We start from the raw sequence: 16,348 nt of genomic DNA, 5'->3' as shown, positions 1-16,348 counted from the left end.
AGATATGCCGCAATCGGCATTTCAACCTCGCCCGCGCCATGGTATTGCCGTCGCGGCGCGCCACAACAGGCACAATACGCGCTTCGCTTCGCCGCGCACCGCTGTTCGATATTCGAACAAGCGGGCGCGTGTCCCCGCTGTCGAAATCCTTCCCGGTTGTCATGAACGCCTCGCTCACTCCGGCGCGCGAATCGAACTCGCCGCGCTTCCTGTTGTTTCTGATTTGCCTGTTCTCGTCCGCCGGCCAGCTCGCGATCGACATCTACGTGCCCGCGCTGCCCGACATGGCGCGCTCGTTCGCGACCACGCCGCAGGCGATCCAGTCGAGCGTGTCCGGCTACATGGCCGCCTATGCGCTCGGCCAGTTGATCTTCGGCCCGGTGGCCGACGCGTACGGACGCAAGCGCGTGCTCGCGTTCGGGCTCGTCATCTATACGATCGGCTGCCTGCTGTCGCTCGGCGCGCCGAACCTGGAGACGTTCATACTGGCGCGCTGCCTGCAGGGCTTCGGGATCGCGACCACGAACCTGCTTGCGAAGGCGATCATCACCGACTCGTTCTCGGGCCAGGCGCTGATGCATGCGTTCACGTACATGTCGATCGCATGGGGGCTCGCGCCGATCATCGCGCCGGTGATCGGCGCGCACCTGCAGGAATGGTTCGGCTGGCGCGCATGCCTCGTGTTCCTGCTGGTGTATTCGCTGGTGATGTGGGCGCTGTGGTGGCATTACCGGGAAACCTTGCCGAAACCGGTCCATCTCGAGCCGCGTACGCTGATCGCGAACGCGGGCAAGGTGCTCGCGAGCCCGGTGTTCCAGAGCTGCTTCCTCGCGCAGGGGCTGTGCTACAGCATCCTGCTGGTGTTCAACATCGTCGGGCCGTTCATGGTGCAGACCACGCTGCACAAGCCACCGACCTTCTTCGGTTATCTCGCGCTCGGGATCGGGCTGATGTATTTCCTCGGCGGGCTGTCGAACCGGATTCACGGGCGCGGGCTGCCGAGCGCCGAGCAGCGGCTGCGCATCGGCGCGCGCGTGATGGCGGTCGCGGCGGTCGTGATGCTCGCGCTGGCGCTGACCGTCGGCCTGCGCGTGTGGACGCTCGCGACGCCGGTGCTCGTGATGGGCCTCTGCGCGGGCGCGATGTATCCGACGCTGATGGCGAAGGGCAATTCGCTGTTTCCGCATATCGCGGGGCTGACGAGCGCGATTCTCGGGTGCGCGCTGCTGCTCGTGTCGTCCGCGATGATGGGGCTGGCTGGCTTCGTGTCGGTGCAGGTGCTGACGCCGCTCGCGGTGTTCTTCGTCGCGCTGTCGTTCATCGTCGTGTGGATGGTGACGAAGCTGCTGCGCTACCTGAGCCAGCAGCAGGCCGCGAGCGTCGCTTGCGGGAGCGGGGAGGCGGCGTAAGCCGCATCAACCGGTACCGCGCAGGAGCCTTGCGTTTATAGCGGATGCGCGGCGCCGGCCTGCGTTAGCAGCGAAACGGCAACCGGATCCGGCATCCCGTTCGAATCGATCGCGCCGGCCTTGGCCAGCATCCCAAGGTCTGCGTCGACGCCCGGTTGCCCGACCACGAACGGCGTGGTCAGAAACGCCGGCGTCGCGAGTGTGACCGAGTAGCGCTGCTGGAGATTCGTCACGACGGCCGACTGCGCGGCCTGCACGATGCCCGGATCGCCCATCGCCTGCTGAAAGCGCCGACTTCCCTGGAAATTGCCGATCAGCCCGGCCGTGTTCGTGCCGAGCTGCGCGGCGAGATAGACGAGCATCAGCTCGGTTTCGGGCGTTGTGTTGAAGGTGCCGCCCGCATACGCGAGCGAGTGCAGGCTCGTGCCGCCCGACGCGACGCTGATCACGCACGGCAGCACGGCGTTGACGGTCACGCGGTAGTTGCCGCCGCCGTCGGTCAGCGTCGTCGCCGAGCCCTGCGCGCAACTCACCGTCACCGATGCGCTCGCGAGCGCGCCGCCGGTGGCGGCCGTGCCGGACAGCGCGACGGTCTGCGTGTTGTTGTCGTTGAAGCAGGCATCGACGCCGAAGCAGGCCTCGCCGTTGCAGCCCGCCAGTGTCGCGAGCGCGGCGACGCAAAGTGCGCCCAGCGCGGGGCGGGTGAAGTGCGGCGGGCGAATGTTCATGGTCGCGGGCGATCGGGGGAAGAAGACAACCGGTGAGCGCAGGGGATACGGCCTTGCTCACATTCTAGGTGCCGAATCGGCGCGTTGCTTGCCCGTTTGAAGCAGGAGGGCGAATTTTCCGGGCGCACCGGCAATCAAGCTCCCGCCCGCCCGCCGAAGGCCAACGCGCCGGCGCACCCGCTCAGGGCTTGCGCGCGGCCGGCTTCGCGAACGCGCCGCGCACCTCGAAGCCGATCGCATCCGCGACGTTGCCGCGCGCGTCGACGAGTTCCAGCCGGTGCCGGCCCGGCCACGGCATCCACGCGATGCGGTCGGCGTGCCCGATTACCTTGTCGTCGAGCCGCCATGCGAAGCGCGCGGCATGCCCGGACGACCGCTCGAACCAGATCCGCTGGTTCTTCGGCGGAATGTCCGGATCGATCGCGAAGATCGTGCCGTCGGTCGGCGCGCCGATCGCCAGCGGCGCGCGCGCGCTGTCCTTGCCCGGCGTGACGGGTGCGGCGAGCCGGATCGTGTCGAGGGCCGTGCCCGGGACGAACCACTCGTTGCGCGACGGCTCGACGTCGCGCTCGAACGCGATGCGGCGCGTTTCGACACCGGCCGGCGCTTTCGGCGCACGGCTCGGCAGGTCGCGGTGCAGGTAGCTGACGACGGCCGACCACACCGGCGACGCGCCCGTCACCCCCGACACGTCCCACATCGGTGAACCGTCCGCGTTGCCGACCCACACGCCGACCGTATACCGCGACGTGAAGCCGACGGTCCAGTTGTCGCGCATGTCCTTGCTCGTGCCGGTCTTGACCGCCGAGAAGAAGCGCGTCGCGAGCGGGTTGTCGAAGCCGAACGTGCGCACCCGTGCGTTGTTGTCGGAGAGGATGTCGGTGACGACGAAGCTGGCCGCTTCGCTGAACACGCGCGTGCCGTTGTCCGCATGGCCCGGTGTCGACGCGCCGGAAGCAGGCGCCGGCGCCGGCAGGTCGACGACCTGGCGCGCGACGCCACCGTTCGCGAGCGCGCGATACGCATTGGTCAGCGACAGCAGCGTGACGTCCGCGCTGCCGAGCGCAAGGCTGAAGCCGTAGTAATCGCCTTCCTGCGCGAGCGGCAGGCCGAGCGCGGTCAGCGTGCGCGCGAAGCGGTGCGGCGTGACGAGCACGAGCGTGCGCACGGCCGGCACGTTCAGCGAGCCGCCGAGCGCGGTGCGCACGCTCACCCAGCCCTTGAAATCCTTGTCGTAGTTCTGCGGAATATAGAGGCCGCCGCCGGCCGCGAGGTTGATCGGCGCGTCGTCGAGCAGCGACGCGGCCGTCAGCCGCTTCTCGTCGATCGCCTGCGCGTAGAGGAACGGCTTGAGCGTCGAGCCGGCCTGGCGCGGCGCGAGCACCGCGTCGACGTCGCGTGCGCTCGACAACGCCCCCGACGAACCGACCCACGCGCGAATCTCGCCGGTCGCGTTGTCGATCACGACGACCGCGCCGTCCTGCACGTTGCGCCGGTGCGCGGGCGCGTTGAGCTCGGTCAGTGCGCGCGTCAGCGTGTCGCGCGCGAAGCGCTGCAGCGGCGCGTCGAGCGTCGTGCGCACCTGCGCGCCGGCCGCGGGTCGGACCTCGGCCGCGATGCGGCGCGCGAAGTGCGGGGCGAGGGCGGCGCTGTCGTCCCGCACGGCATTGGCCGGGCGTGCGATCACGAGCTGCACGTAGCCGTCGAGCGACGCGCAGCCCTGTTCCGCATGCATGTCGCGCAGGATCCGGCAGGCCCGCTCGGCGACCTTCGCGGGCGACGCGTTCGGCGCGCGCACCAGCGCCGCGGCGATCGCGGCTTCGCGTGCGTCGAGACCGGACGGCGCCTTGCCGAACAGCACCTGCGACAGCGCGGCGAGCCCGACCGTCTCGCCGCGAAACGGCACGAGATTCAGATAGGCCTCGAGGATCTGGTCCTTGCGCCAGCCGCGCTCGAGCAGCAGCGCGTTCATCGCCTGGGTGGCCTTCTGCGGCAGCGAGCGCTGGCCCGAGCGGCGCGGCGAATCGCTGAGCAGCCCGGCGAGCTGCATCGTCACGGTCGACGCGCCGCGCGTGCGCTCGTTCCACAGGTTGCCCCACGCCGCACCGGCGATGCCGCGCCAGTCGACGCCGCTGTGTTCGTAGAAACGTTTGTCTTCCGACACGACGATCGCCTCGCGGAACGCGGGCGACACGTCGGCGAGCGACACCCAGTCGCCGCGCCGTTCGGTGAGATCGACGCGCGTGCGCTGCAACGGCGTGCCGTCGCGCGCGAGCAGCACCCAGTCGGAACTGCGCCAGCCGCGCCGCACGTCGTCGTAGCCGGGCAGCGCGTGCGCGACGAGCGGCGCGGCCAGCACGACGGCGACGAATACGCGGCCGGCGAAACGCGCCGGCCGCGGCAAAACCAGATCGATCATCGCGTACTCACGACTTGCCCGCGTCGGCCGGCTTCACGGTCATCGGCGGGTTCGGCCACAGGCCATACACGGACGGCGCGTACAGCGCCTCGACGCGCGTCGGCGGCAGCCCGAAGGTGCCGACGTTGTTCAGCCGCACCGTGTACTCGACCGAGAGTTTGCCCTTCGGCAGATAGTCGTAATACGCGCGGTAGCCGTCGAAGTCGCGTTCGATGAACGCCGGCCATGCGCCGTCCGGGGATTTCTCGCCCTGCGTCGCGGCCTCGGAGTCGCGGCCGAGGCCCGAGCCGAGAATCGTCGCGCCGGACGGAATCGGATCGTTGACGACGACCCACGTCATGTCGCTCTGCGCGTCGATGTCGAGATGCACGCGCACGACGTCGCCGCGCGTCAGCACGCCCTTGACGGCGGGCGACACGGGCGTGACGGTCTTCGTGATCCGGTAGCCGGCCGCGAACGGCGTGCGCAGCGGCACGGCCGCGAGGCTTTCGACCGTTGCCCACGGGCGGCCCGTGCCATCCTGGGTGACGGACAGCGTGGCCGGCGCCTGCGACGCACGCGGCCACGGCATCAGCACGCTGCGTTCGGTGGAGGCGCGGGTCGCGGGCGTGGCCGACGCGGGCGACTCGGCGGGCGCGGCCGAGCCTGCCTGCGACCACGCGATCGCACGCTCGTTGCCGCCGAGCGCGACCTTCGTCGTGCCGGCCACCGGCACGCTCTCGTAGGTGCGCGAGAAGCGCTCGACCGCCAGTTGGCCGAGTGCGTTCGACGTCGTCGTCTGCCATGCGCCCTGACGTTGCAGCGCGAGCAGGCCGGCCGTCACGCGCGGCATCTCGTCCTTCCACGCCGGGTCGCCCGCGAATTCCAGCGCGAGGCGTGCGGCGTTGGTCTCGTTGCTCGTCATCAGCCACCACAGGTCGTCGTCGCGCGCGGTCGAGAACACGAGCTGCGTGCCCTGGTACGTGAGGCGCGCGCGCAGGATCTGCTCGACCTGCGCACGTTTCTCGTCGCGCTGCGGGATGTCCTTCACGCGCGTGAGGATCGCGTGATAGTCGATCAGCGCCGACGTCGGCCATTGGTTCGGCGCGATCTCGATCGAGCCGAGCATGCGGCCTTGCGCGGCACCGTAACGCGACAGCGCCTCGATCGCGGCCAGCTTGCGCAGGTCGCGATCCTGGCGCGGCGCCCATGCGTTGCGCTCGATGCGGCCGTCGATGAAGCGTGCGAGCCCGGCTTCGAGCTGCGTGCGCAGGTCTTCCGGCAGCGCGAAGCGCGGGTCGAGGCGGCCGGCTTCGTCGGCGACCACGAGCAGGTACGACGACAGCGTCGGGCTGCCGTAGTGCGCATCGTCGGACGACGGCGGGAAATAGCTCGCGAGCCCGTCGCTGTCGAGGTAGACGGGCATCCGTGCCACCAGCGCCTGCCATTGCGCGGCGTCGTGCAGGCCGATCGCACGCGACGTCTGCTGTTCGAGACAGCGGTACGGATAGCGCTCGAACCAGCGCCGCACGCCGGGCAGGCCGTCCGCGAGCTTCGACTGCAGCGACACGGCGATGCCGCCGCGCGGCGCGCCCTGCGCGTTGTTGACGGCGCCGGCCGGGGCCGCCACGGGCAACGTCAGCGTGCCGTCGACCTGCGTGAGCGTGGCCTGCTGCACGGTCACCGGCAGGGCGGGCACGACCTTCTGCGCGACGGCCAGCGCATCGGACGCGCGCTTGCCGCCTTGCTCGGCCGCTTCGATCCGCCAGTTCAGCGCGCCGGCCGCGTCGAGCGCCTGCTCGGGCACGGTGATCGTCCACGCGACCTCGGTCGCCGCGTTGGCCGCGAGCGACACGGTTTGCGGCGCGACGTCGAGCCCCGTCACGCGCGGCGTCACGACCACCTGCATCGCGCGGTCGGTCGTGTTGCGCAGCGTGACCTGCGCGCGGAACGCATCGCCTTCGCGCACGAGCGGCGGCAGGCCGGAGATCAGTTGCAGATCCTGCGTGCTACGGATCGACGTGCTGCCGGTGCCGAAGCGGTCCGGGCCGACCGCCGCGACGGCGACGATCCGGAAGCGCGTGAGCGCGTCGTTCAGCGGCACCTCGACGTTTGCGCTGCCGTTCGCGTCGAGCGTCACGCGCGGATTCCACAGCAGCAGCGTGTCGAACAGCTCGCGCGTCGGCGCGCTGCCGCCGCCGCCACCGGCCGGCACGGCCTTGCGGCCGAAGTGGCGGCGGCCGACGATTTCCATCTGCGCGGTGGCCGTCTCGACGCCGTACGCGCGTCGCTGCAGCATCGCGTCGAGCAGGTCCCAGCTGTTGTTCGGCATCAGTTCGAGCAGCGCCTCGTCGACGGCCGCGACCGCGATCTGCGTGCCGGCAGGCGCGGGCTGGCCGTTCGGCAGCGTGACCTTCACGTGCGCCTGCGCCTTGCCGCGCACCGTGTAGCGCGTCGCGTCGGTCGTCACGGTCACGCCGAGACGATGCACGCCGGTGCCGACCTTGATCTCGCCGAGGCCGTAGCGGAACGCGGGCTTCGACAGGTCGACGAACGCGGTCGGCGCTTCATGGTGACGGCCTTCGCGCCAGAACGCGCGCGCCCATTCGACCGGCGCCTTCCAGCCCCACGTGAAGAACGAGTACCACGGCACCTCGCGAATCCGGCCGCGCAGCGCGAGCACCGACACGTAGACGTTCGGCCCCCACGATTCGCCGACCTTCAGGTCGACGGTCGGATTCTTGCCGGTCAGTTCGACGATGTGCGTTTCCATCACGCCGCCGCGTTCGACCGCGACCAGCGCCGTGGCGTAGCGGAACGGCATGCGCACCTGGAAGCGGGCCGTTTCGCCCGGCTCGTAGGACGTCTTCTCCGGAATCACGTCGATCCGGTCGGTGTTATCGCCGCCGAACCACAGTTCGTCCTCGCGCGTGACCCACACGGACGTCGACGCGTTCGACGTGCGGCCGTCGCCGTCCTTCGCGACCGCGATCAACTGGACGTTGCCGGCCTGTTCGAGCGTCGCGTCGCAGGCCATGCGGCCCTTGTCGTCGGTCTTGCCCGAGCACAGCACGCCGAGGTCGCGCGTGTCGCTCTTGTTGTCGTACGCGTAGAAGCCGCCGACCATTCGCTTGCGCGACGACGTCGTGACGTGCGCGACGCCCTTGATCTCGATCGACACCGACGCACGCGGCTTGCCCTGCAGGTCGACCGCGAGCGCCTGCACCGGCACGCGCTGGCCGACCGACACCCAGCGGCCGGCCTTGATGCCGGCTACCACCGCGGCCGGCCACAGGATCGTGTCGCCGCGGATCGTCTGCACTTCGCCGTTCGGGTCCGCGAAGGTCGCCTCGAGCGCGATGCGCTTCGGCGCGTCGACGTCGGGCAGGCCCTTCAGCGTGACCGAGCCCGCACCGTTTCGGTCGAGCGTCAGCGGCAGCTTGTCCGCGATCAGCTTGGTCGCGTCGGGATCGTTGTTCGCGGCCGACGCGTTGTCGCCGTCCTGCGCATCGTCGTCGGCGTTGCCGTCGCTGCGCTCCGGACGATACGGCGTGAAGCTGAAGTCCTCGAAGCGATCCGCGAACGGCGGCGACGCCCACTTCATCAGCGCCGACACCTGCACCGGCAGGTTCGATGCGCCGCCGCCCGACACGTAGTCGATCTGCACCGCGAGCGGCGCTTCCTTCACGGCGACGAGCGGGCTCTTCTGCGCGTCGCGCGCGCCGATCGACCCCTTGAGCACCGGCAGGCGGAACGCTTCGACGCGGAAGCTGCCGCTGTAGTAGCTGGTGGTCGGCGCATCGTCCGGGCCGCCTTCGAGCGTGACGCTGTATTCGCCGAGCTTGGCCGCGGGCGGCAGCGGGAATTGCGTATCCGCGCTGTGGTCGGCCGACCACGTGAGCGGCAGCTTGTAGGTCTGGTCGGAGCCGAGATGGCGGATCTTCACGCGCGTCGGGTATTGCGCCGGGAACGCGAGGGTCTGCAGCGTCTCGGTGCGCAGGAAGTGCTTCATCGAAACGGTTTCGCCGGCACGCAGGAGCGTGCGGTCGAACACGGTATGCGCACGCACGGTCGGTTCGCTGCCGGTGTCGGTCGGCACGTTGAAGCGCCACGATTCGATCCCGCGGTTCCAGTTCGAGCTGACGAACGCCATGTCGGGGCCCGTCTTCGGATCGTCCACGCGCGCCGACACGAAGTAGTCGTCGAAGCGTTCCGACTGGCTGCATTCGTGCTTCGGCTCGAATTGACCGTCGATCTTCAGCAGGCCTTGCGCATCGGTCTTGCCGGTCGCGATCTCGTCGCCGTTGCAGTCCGACACGCGGATCCGCGCGTTCGGCACCGGCTTGCCCTTGTCGAGCGTCGTGACCCACACGAGGTTGTTCTCGCGGCCCTGTTTCAGATGCACGCCGAGGTTCGTGACGAGCACGGTGGTGCGCACGTACATGCTCGACGGCTTCGCGAGCAGCGAGCGGCCGAGCGCGGGCGACGCGAGTTCGAGCACGTAGAAACCGGGCTTGTCGATCGGCACGCCGACGACCTCGAACGGACGCAGCGCCTTCGGATCGGCCTTCGGCAGTGTCATCGCCTGCGCCCCCGGCTCGCCGGTGAGCAGCGACAGCGAGCGCACGTCGATGCGGCGATTCTGCGGCGCGGGCATCTTTTCACCGGCCCCGAGCGGTACGTAGACGGGGTGCTGGCCCGTGCGCCGGAGCAGGCCCGGCACGCGCTCGTCGATCGTGCCGGCCGTCATCGCCCAGTTGTCGAAGCGCTCGACGGTGCGCATCCATTGGCGGATCGTGGTGTCGTCGTCGACCTTCAGGTTCGAGAATTGCGCGCCGCGCGTGTTGAGGCCCGCGATATGCAGGTCGGCCTCCACGTTGCGCAGCGTGACCGGCACGAGCGCCGGCGTATCGGGTTCGGCGAAACGCTCGACGATCCCGAAGGTGCCCGACGAGAATTTCGCGAGCGGCGGCATCGGCGCGGTGCGCGTCGCGAGCGGGAACAGGTCGGCGTTCGCGAGCGAGCGGTCGGTCACGTCGCGCAGGCCGGACGGCAGCTCGATCGTCAGGTTCGCCTGCGCGGGCAGCGGCGGGTTGAACGTGACGGTGGTCACTTCGTCGCTGTGGTCGTCGGCCCCGAAGGTCGGTGAAAGCGAACCGTCAGGACCGCGCAGCTTGATCGCCTCGGCGTTCTTGCGCGAGATCGGCGCGTTGAACGACAGCGTCAGCGGGCGCAGCGGCGTGCAGGGCGCCTTCGCGTTCTCGCGTTCGCACGAGAAGCTCGCGGTGAACGGGGCGCGCACCGTGAAGTCGAAGCGGCGCTCGGTGTCGTTCGCGATGCCGCTCGGGCTCGCGACGCCCTTGCCGTAGACGAGCTGCATCTTTGCGCTCGCGGGCAGCGCCTGCGCGCACGACAGCGTCAGCACGCGCGCGGCGTCCTTCTTCAGCCCGAAATGGTCGAGCAGCGCGTTGCGGGTAGCGTCGTCGGCGGCCGTGACGGGGATGCGGTTGCCGATGCCGGCCGCCTCGCACCAGATGTTCGCGAGCGCGGAACGCGGCTCGGCCGGGCCGTTCAGCTTCAGCACGAAGACCTGGCGCTCCTCGATCTCGCGCGAGCCGGGGCGCACCGTCACCGGGAACGGGCCGCCGGTTTGAAACGTGAAGCGGCGCGGGCCGCTCACGGCATTGCCGGCGACCGAGCGCAGCGTGTCGTTGAGCGCGACCGAGCAACGCACGCCTGGCGGCAGGTCGTTCTCGAAATCGTAGACCCACGTTTTGTCGTCGAGCCAGTGACCCTGGCCGCGCGCGGCGGTGGAATCGTTGCAGGTCATGCGCGCGGGGTTCGGCGCGGACGCCGAGCCGAACGCGACCATCGGCTCGTCGAACTTGACGACGCTTTGCCGGACTTCGGTGACCGTGCCTTGCGGCGACACGCTCACCGTGCGCGCCGCGAGCGCATGCAGCGGCAGTGCCGCGGCGGCGCCGAGCGCCGCGATCGCGCCGATGCGCCAGAGCAGCCGTGTGGTGTGATTGGATTGATGCGTGTTGTTGTGTTTATTGTGCTGCTTCATCGCTCGATGCCCTCGGAGGGAAGCTTTCTGTTTGATTGCACGGGATTCTAACCGACGCGCATGCGAGCGGATGACGGGACGGGGCGGCGCGTGTCGTCGGCTTGCGACACACTTCGCCACGATGCAGAATTGTCGCGCCGACGACACAAAGATGCCGCGAAATGTCGATTGTCTCGGCTTGCGGAACATTTAATCGACTATAAAAGCATTGTCCGATTCGAATTGTGCGCGTACATTTCAGGGCCGCGCGAAAGTTTGAGAAATATCAAGCGTGGTTTTCCCGAATCCGGTGTTCGAGAGAAGGAAACATGCACAACGACAACACCCCCCACTCGCGTCGCGCAAGCGACGCATCCGTATCCGGCATCACGCGGCGTCAATGGCTGCAGGGCGCACTGGCGCTGACGGCGGCCGGCCTCACCGGCTCGCTGGCGTTGCGGGCCCTGGCCGATAATCCCGGCACCGCGCCGCTCGATACGTTCATGACGCTCTCCGAAGCACTGACAGGCAAGAAAGGGCTGAGCCGCGTGCTCGGCGAACGCTTCCTGCATGCGCTGCAGAAGGGTTCGTTCAAGACGGCCGACGGTCTGTCTCAACTCGCCGGCGCGCTCGCGTCCGGTTCACTGGATGCCGATCAGGAGAGCGCCGCGCTGTCGATTCTCGGCGCGTGGTATCTCGGCATCGTCGACAACGTCGTGATTACTTACGAAGAAGCATTAATGTTCAGCGTTGTGTCCGATACGCTCGTGATTCCTTCGTATTGCCCCAACAAACCCGGCTTCTGGGCCGAAAAACCGATCGAGAGGCAAGCCTGATGGCGGATACCGATACGCAAAAGGCCGACGTCGTGGTCGTCGGGTCCGGTGTCGCGGGCGCGATCGTCGCGCACCAGCTCGCGATGGCGGGCAAGTCGGTGATCCTGCTCGAAGCAGGCCCGCGCATGCCGCGCGGCGAAATCGTCGAGCGTTTCCGCAACCAGCCCGACAAGACGGACTTCATGGCGCCGTACCCGTCGAGCCCGTGGGCGCCGCATCCGGAATACGGCCCGCCGAACGACTACCTGGTCCTGAAGGGCGAGCACAAGTTCAACTCGCAGTACATCCGTGCGGTGGGCGGCACGACGTGGCACTGGGCCGCGTCGGCGTGGCGCTTCATCCCGAACGACTTCAAGATGAAGACGGTGTACGGCGTCGGCCGCGACTGGCCGATCCAGTACGACGATCTCGAGCATTACTATCAGCGCGCCGAGGAAGAGCTCGGCGTGTGGGGCCCCGGCCCCGAGGAAGACCTGTACTCGCCGCGCAAGCAGGCGTACCCGATGCCGCCGCTGCCGTTGTCGTTCAACGAGCAGACGATCAAGAGCGCGCTCAACGGCTATGACCCGAAGTTCCACGTCGTGACCGAGCCGGTCGCGCGCAACAGCCGCCCGTACGACGGCCGGCCGACTTGTTGCGGGAACAACAATTGCATGCCGATCTGCCCGATCGGCGCGATGTACAACGGCATCGTGCACGTCGAGAAGGCCGAGCAGGCGGGCGCGAAGCTGATCGACAGCGCGGTCGTCTACAAGCTCGAGACCGGTCCGGACAAGCGCATCGTCGCCGCGATCTACAAGGACAAGACGGGCGCCGACCATCGCGTCGAAGGCAAGTACTTCGTGGTGGCCGCGAACGGCATCGAGACGCCGAAGATCCTGCTGATGTCGGCGAACCGCGATTTCCCGAACGGTGTCGCGAACAGCTCCGACATGGTCGGGCGCAACCTGATGGACCACCCGGGCACGGGCGTGTCGTTCTACGCGAGCGACAAGCTGTGGCCGGGCCGCGGCCCGCAGGAGATGACGTCGCTGATCGGATTCCGCGACGGCCCGTTCCGCGCGACCGAAGCCGCGAAGAAGATCCACCTGTCGAACATGTCGCGCATCAACCAGGAGACGCAGAAGATCTTCAAGGCCGGCAAGCTGATGAAGTCCGACGAGCTCGACGCGCAGATCCGCGATCGTTCCGCGCGCTACGTGCAGTTCGACTGCTTCCACGAAATCCTGCCGCAGCCCGAGAACCGCATCGTGCCGAGCAAGACGGCCACCGACGCGATCGGCATTCCGCGCCCGGAAATCACGTATGCGATCGACGACTACGTGAAGCGCGGCGCCGTGCATACGCGCGAGGTCTACGCGACGGCCGCGAAGGTGCTGGGCGGTACGGACGTCGTGTTCAACGACGAGTTCGCGCCGAACAACCACATCACGGGCTCGACGATCATGGGCGCCGATGCACGTGACTCGGTCGTCGACAAGGACTGCCGCACGTTCGACCATCCGAACCTGTTCATCTCGAGCAGCTCGACGATGCCGACCGTCGGTACGGTGAACGTGACGCTGACGATCGCGGCGCTGGCGCTGCGGATGTCGGACACGCTGAAGAAGGAAGTCTGACCGTGCGGAAATCTACTCTCACCTTCCTCCTCGCCGGCAGCCTCGCGTTGCCGGGGCTCGTGCGCGCGGCCGATTCGGCCGATCCCGCGCAGATCAAGCGCGGCGAATATCTCGCGGTCGCGGGCGACTGCATGGCCTGTCACACCGCGAAGGGCGGCAAGCCGTTCGCCGGCGGCCTCCCGATGCCGGTGCCGATGCTCGGCAAGATCTATACGAGCAACATCACGCCGGACCCCGACACGGGCATCGGCAACTGGACGTTCGACGACTTCGAGCGCGCGGTGCGTCACGGCGTGTCGAAGAACGGCGCGAACCTGTACCCGGCGATGCCGTACGTGTCGTACGCGAAGATCAACGACGACGACGTGCAGGCGTTGTACGCGTACTTCATGCACGGCGTCGAGCCGGTCAAGCAGGCGCCGCCGAAGAACGAGATTCCGCCGCTGCTGAGCATGCGCTGGCCGCTGAAGATCTGGAACTGGCTGTTCCTGAAAGACGGCGCGTACCAGCCGAAGCCGTCGCAGAGCGCCGAGTGGAACCGCGGTGCGTACTTGGTGCAGGGCCTCGCGCACTGCAGCACGTGCCACACGCCGCGCGGTATCGCGATGCAGGAGAAGTCGCTCGACGAGACCGGCGGCAGCTTCCTGTCGGGCTCGGTGCTGGCGGGTTGGGACGGCTACAACATCACGTCGGACCCGCACGCGGGGATCGGCGGCTGGACGCAGCAGCAGCTCGTCCAGTATCTGCGTACCGGCAGCGTGCCGGGCGTCGCGCAGGCGGCCGGTCCGATGGCCGAGGCGGTCGAGCACAGCTTCTCGAAGATGACCGACGCCGACATCGGTGCGATCGCAACCTACATCCGCACGGTGCCGGCGGTGGCCAGCGGCGACGCGAAGCAGTCGCGTTCGTCGTGGGGCAAGCCGGCGGAAGACGGCCTGAAGTTGCGTGGCGTGCCGCTCGCGTCGTCGGGCATCGATCCGGCGCGGCTGTATCTCGGCAACTGCGCGAGCTGTCACCAGATGCAGGGCAAGGGCACCCCGGACGGCTATTACCCGTCGCTGTTCCACAACTCGACGGTGGGCGCGTCGAATCCAACGAACCTCGTGCAGGTGATCCTGAACGGCGTGCAGCGCAAGGCCGGCAGCGAGGACGTCGGGATGCCCGCGTTCCGCCACGAGCTGTCCGATGCGCAGATCGCCGCGCTGGCGAACTACCTGACCGGGCAGTTCGGCAATCCGGCCGCGAAGGTGACCGAGCAGGACGTCGCGAAGGCGCGTTGAGGCCGGGCACGAAGCGGTAGGAGGTAGTACCAAGCAGCGCAACACTGAAAGAGGAGGAGCACAGCACATCGGGCGGGCCCCGATGCCGGTTGTTGCAGAGCGGGGCGGGCGGCACTGGCGGCCGCCTGTCCTGGTTCGTTGGCAATCCGGTGCGCGCGGTTCGCGCATCGTTTTCGTTGATCACACCATGACACCGAATCAACCGTTTCTCGCGTCCCAGCGCGATGTGCTGCTGCTGCTGTCCCGAATCCTGCTCGTGATCCTGTTCGTGATGTTCGGCTGGAAGAAGATCGTCGACTTCTCCGGTACGATCGCGTTCATGGGAAGCGAGGGCGCGCCCGCGCCGATCATCTCGGCGGCGATCGCCGTCGTGATGGAGCTGTTCGTCGGCATCGCGCTCCTCATCGGCTTCCAGACGCGGCCGCTTGCGCTGCTGCTTGCGCTGTATACCATCGGCACCGCGCTCATCGGCCACCACTACTGGACGATGACGGGCGGCGAGCAGATGAACAACATGATTCATTTCTACAAGAACATCGCGATCTCCGGCGGCTTGCTTGCGCTGTGCGCGGCGGGCCCCGGACGTTTTTCGATCGATCGCGGGTGAACGGATCGCCGGCGCGCGCATGGGGCGCGTGTCGGACGGTCCAGACTGCGAGGGGGCATGACTTTGCGACTCAAACATCTAGCATGGCTGATCGCGGCCGCCGCACCGGCGGCCGCGTCCGCACAAACCAGCGTGACGCTGTACGGCCGTATCGACGGCGGCGTCGAATACCTGAACCACATCGCGACGCCGAACGGCAGTTCGACGCGCTGGAGCGCGGAAGGCGGCGACTGGGGCACCAGCATGTTCGGCCTGAAGGGTTTCGAGGATCTCGGCGGCGGGATGTCGACCGTCTTCAACCTGGAAACCGCGTTCCAGGTGATGAACGGCACGACGGGCGGTGGACGTCTGTGGTCACGCCGCGCGTATGTCGGGCTGAAGAGCGACACGTGGGGCCAGCTGCAGGCCGGCCGCAACCTGTTCATCGACAGCGACGGCGTGTGGGAATTCGACCCGTTCGTGCAGCAGGCGTTTTCGTCGGCGTCGCTCGTGCGCGGCCGCAACTGGCAGCAGAGCAGCAACAACATCGAATATCACAGCCCGGTGATCGGCGGCTTCGACGTGCAGGCGCAGTATGCGTTCGGCAACCAGTCGCGCGGCTTCAACTACGGCGCGGCCGACGATTTCGGCCGCTCGGACGGGATCATGATCTCGTACCACTCGCCGGTGCTCGACGTGCGCGGCATTTACGACGAGCTGCGCGACAACAACGGCAAGTTCAGCAACATCTTCACCGCGTCGCGCGAGTATTTCGTCGGCGCGAACGTGAAGGTGTCGAAGTTCAAGATCCAGGGCGCGTATACGCATTACCAGGCGCCGGACAGCCCGGCTGGTGTCGCCGATCGCGCCGATCATTACTGGCTCGGTGCGACTTATACGGCGACGCCGCAGTGGGCCGTGACGGGCGGCGGGTATTACGTGAAGGTGGGCGATGGCGGCGGCGATGCGTCGCACGATCCGTCAGGCCACGCGATTATGTATGTGCTCGGCACAACGTACAACTTGTCGAAGCGGACGTTCCTGTATGGGACGGTTGCTTATGTGCGGAATGGCGGGAATTCGAACTTCTCGCTGATTGCGTCGCCGCGCGATGCGACGTCGGGGACGAGTCCGATGACGGGCGAGTCGCAGACGGGGGCGTATGTGGGGATGATGCATACGTTCTGAGTGGGAAGGGGTGTGTAGGGAAAGGCACGGGCGGTGAAAGGCTCGTGCTTTTTTGCGTTTACGGGGCTTGGTGGGGTGGTGAGGTGCGTGCGCAGTGGTGTCGACGCATGATTACTGGGAGCGGGCGGACTTGGGGAATTGATTCTGTATGGAAACGGCAAATTGCCCATTCGCCGTTTCGTAGCTGATCTAGTGGCAAGAAGACCGCTGTGGGGTATCGCACCACTACCGATATATCAATAAAGCGCGCTTGGC

9 protein-coding genes are annotated in these 16,348 nt (G+C 67.8%); 6 read left to right on the top strand and 3 right to left on the bottom strand.

What is annotated here, in order from left to right:
• Positions 1-161 precede the first annotated feature (161 nt).
• Positions 162-1,409 carry a multidrug effflux MFS transporter gene (locus BAMB_RS19980; RefSeq protein WP_011658984.1) on the top strand — a complete coding sequence of 416 codons (1,248 nt, stop codon included), beginning with the start codon at positions 162-164 and terminating at the stop codon, positions 1,407-1,409.
• A gap of 35 nt (positions 1,410-1,444) precedes the next feature.
• Here the strand turns inward: BAMB_RS19980 and BAMB_RS19975 are convergent, their stop codons facing one another.
• The 3 genes from BAMB_RS19975 to BAMB_RS19965 all read right to left on the bottom strand — a co-directional run bounded on the left by BAMB_RS19975 (position 1,445) and on the right by BAMB_RS19965 (position 10,605).
• The gene (locus BAMB_RS19975) at positions 1,445-2,137 is read right to left on the bottom strand and encodes a hypothetical protein (protein WP_011658983.1); all 693 of its coding nucleotides are present in this window, start codon (positions 2,135-2,137) and stop codon (positions 1,445-1,447) included.
• Between the two features lie 181 nt (positions 2,138-2,318).
• Positions 2,319-4,556 (bottom strand): penicillin-binding protein 1C, encoded by a 2,238-nt coding sequence (gene pbpC / locus BAMB_RS19970; RefSeq protein ID WP_011658982.1) that lies wholly within the window; start codon positions 4,554-4,556, stop codon positions 2,319-2,321.
• A gap of 7 nt (positions 4,557-4,563) precedes the next feature.
• Complete coding sequence (locus BAMB_RS19965; protein ID WP_011658981.1) at positions 4,564-10,605, bottom strand: alpha-2-macroglobulin family protein; 6,042 nt, start codon at positions 10,603-10,605, stop codon at positions 4,564-4,566.
• Between the two features lie 308 nt (positions 10,606-10,913).
• Here BAMB_RS19965 and BAMB_RS19960 point away from each other — a divergent pair, with 308 nt between their 5' ends.
• From BAMB_RS19960 to BAMB_RS19940, 5 genes are all read left to right on the top strand, one after another.
• On the top strand, positions 10,914-11,420 hold the full coding sequence (locus tag BAMB_RS19960; protein ID WP_011658980.1) for a sugar dehydrogenase complex small subunit: 507 nt from the start codon (positions 10,914-10,916) through the stop codon (positions 11,418-11,420).
• Positions 11,420-13,039, top strand: a complete 1,620-nt coding sequence (locus BAMB_RS19955) for a GMC family oxidoreductase (protein ID WP_011658979.1) — start codon at positions 11,420-11,422, stop codon at positions 13,037-13,039. Before BAMB_RS19960 ends, BAMB_RS19955 begins: the two co-directional genes overlap by 1 nt.
• 2 nt (positions 13,040-13,041) lie before the next feature.
• Positions 13,042-14,319 (top strand): cytochrome c, encoded by a 1,278-nt coding sequence (locus tag BAMB_RS19950; protein ID WP_011658978.1) that lies wholly within the window; start codon positions 13,042-13,044, stop codon positions 14,317-14,319.
• 187 nt (positions 14,320-14,506) lie between these two features.
• On the top strand, positions 14,507-14,926 hold the full coding sequence (locus BAMB_RS19945; RefSeq protein ID WP_012366203.1) for a DoxX family protein: 420 nt from the start codon (positions 14,507-14,509) through the stop codon (positions 14,924-14,926).
• Positions 14,927-14,983: 57 nt separating this feature from the next.
• The gene (locus BAMB_RS19940) at positions 14,984-16,093 is read left to right on the top strand and encodes a porin (protein WP_011658976.1); all 1,110 of its coding nucleotides are present in this window, start codon (positions 14,984-14,986) and stop codon (positions 16,091-16,093) included.
• Positions 16,094-16,348: the final 255 nt, after the last annotated feature.

The organism is Burkholderia ambifaria AMMD (assembly GCF_000203915.1).
In the GTDB taxonomy this organism is placed as follows: domain Bacteria; phylum Pseudomonadota; class Gammaproteobacteria; order Burkholderiales; family Burkholderiaceae; genus Burkholderia; species Burkholderia ambifaria.
Note: the sequence above shows the minus strand (reverse complement) of the source record. Positions and strands in the feature narration are given on the sequence as shown.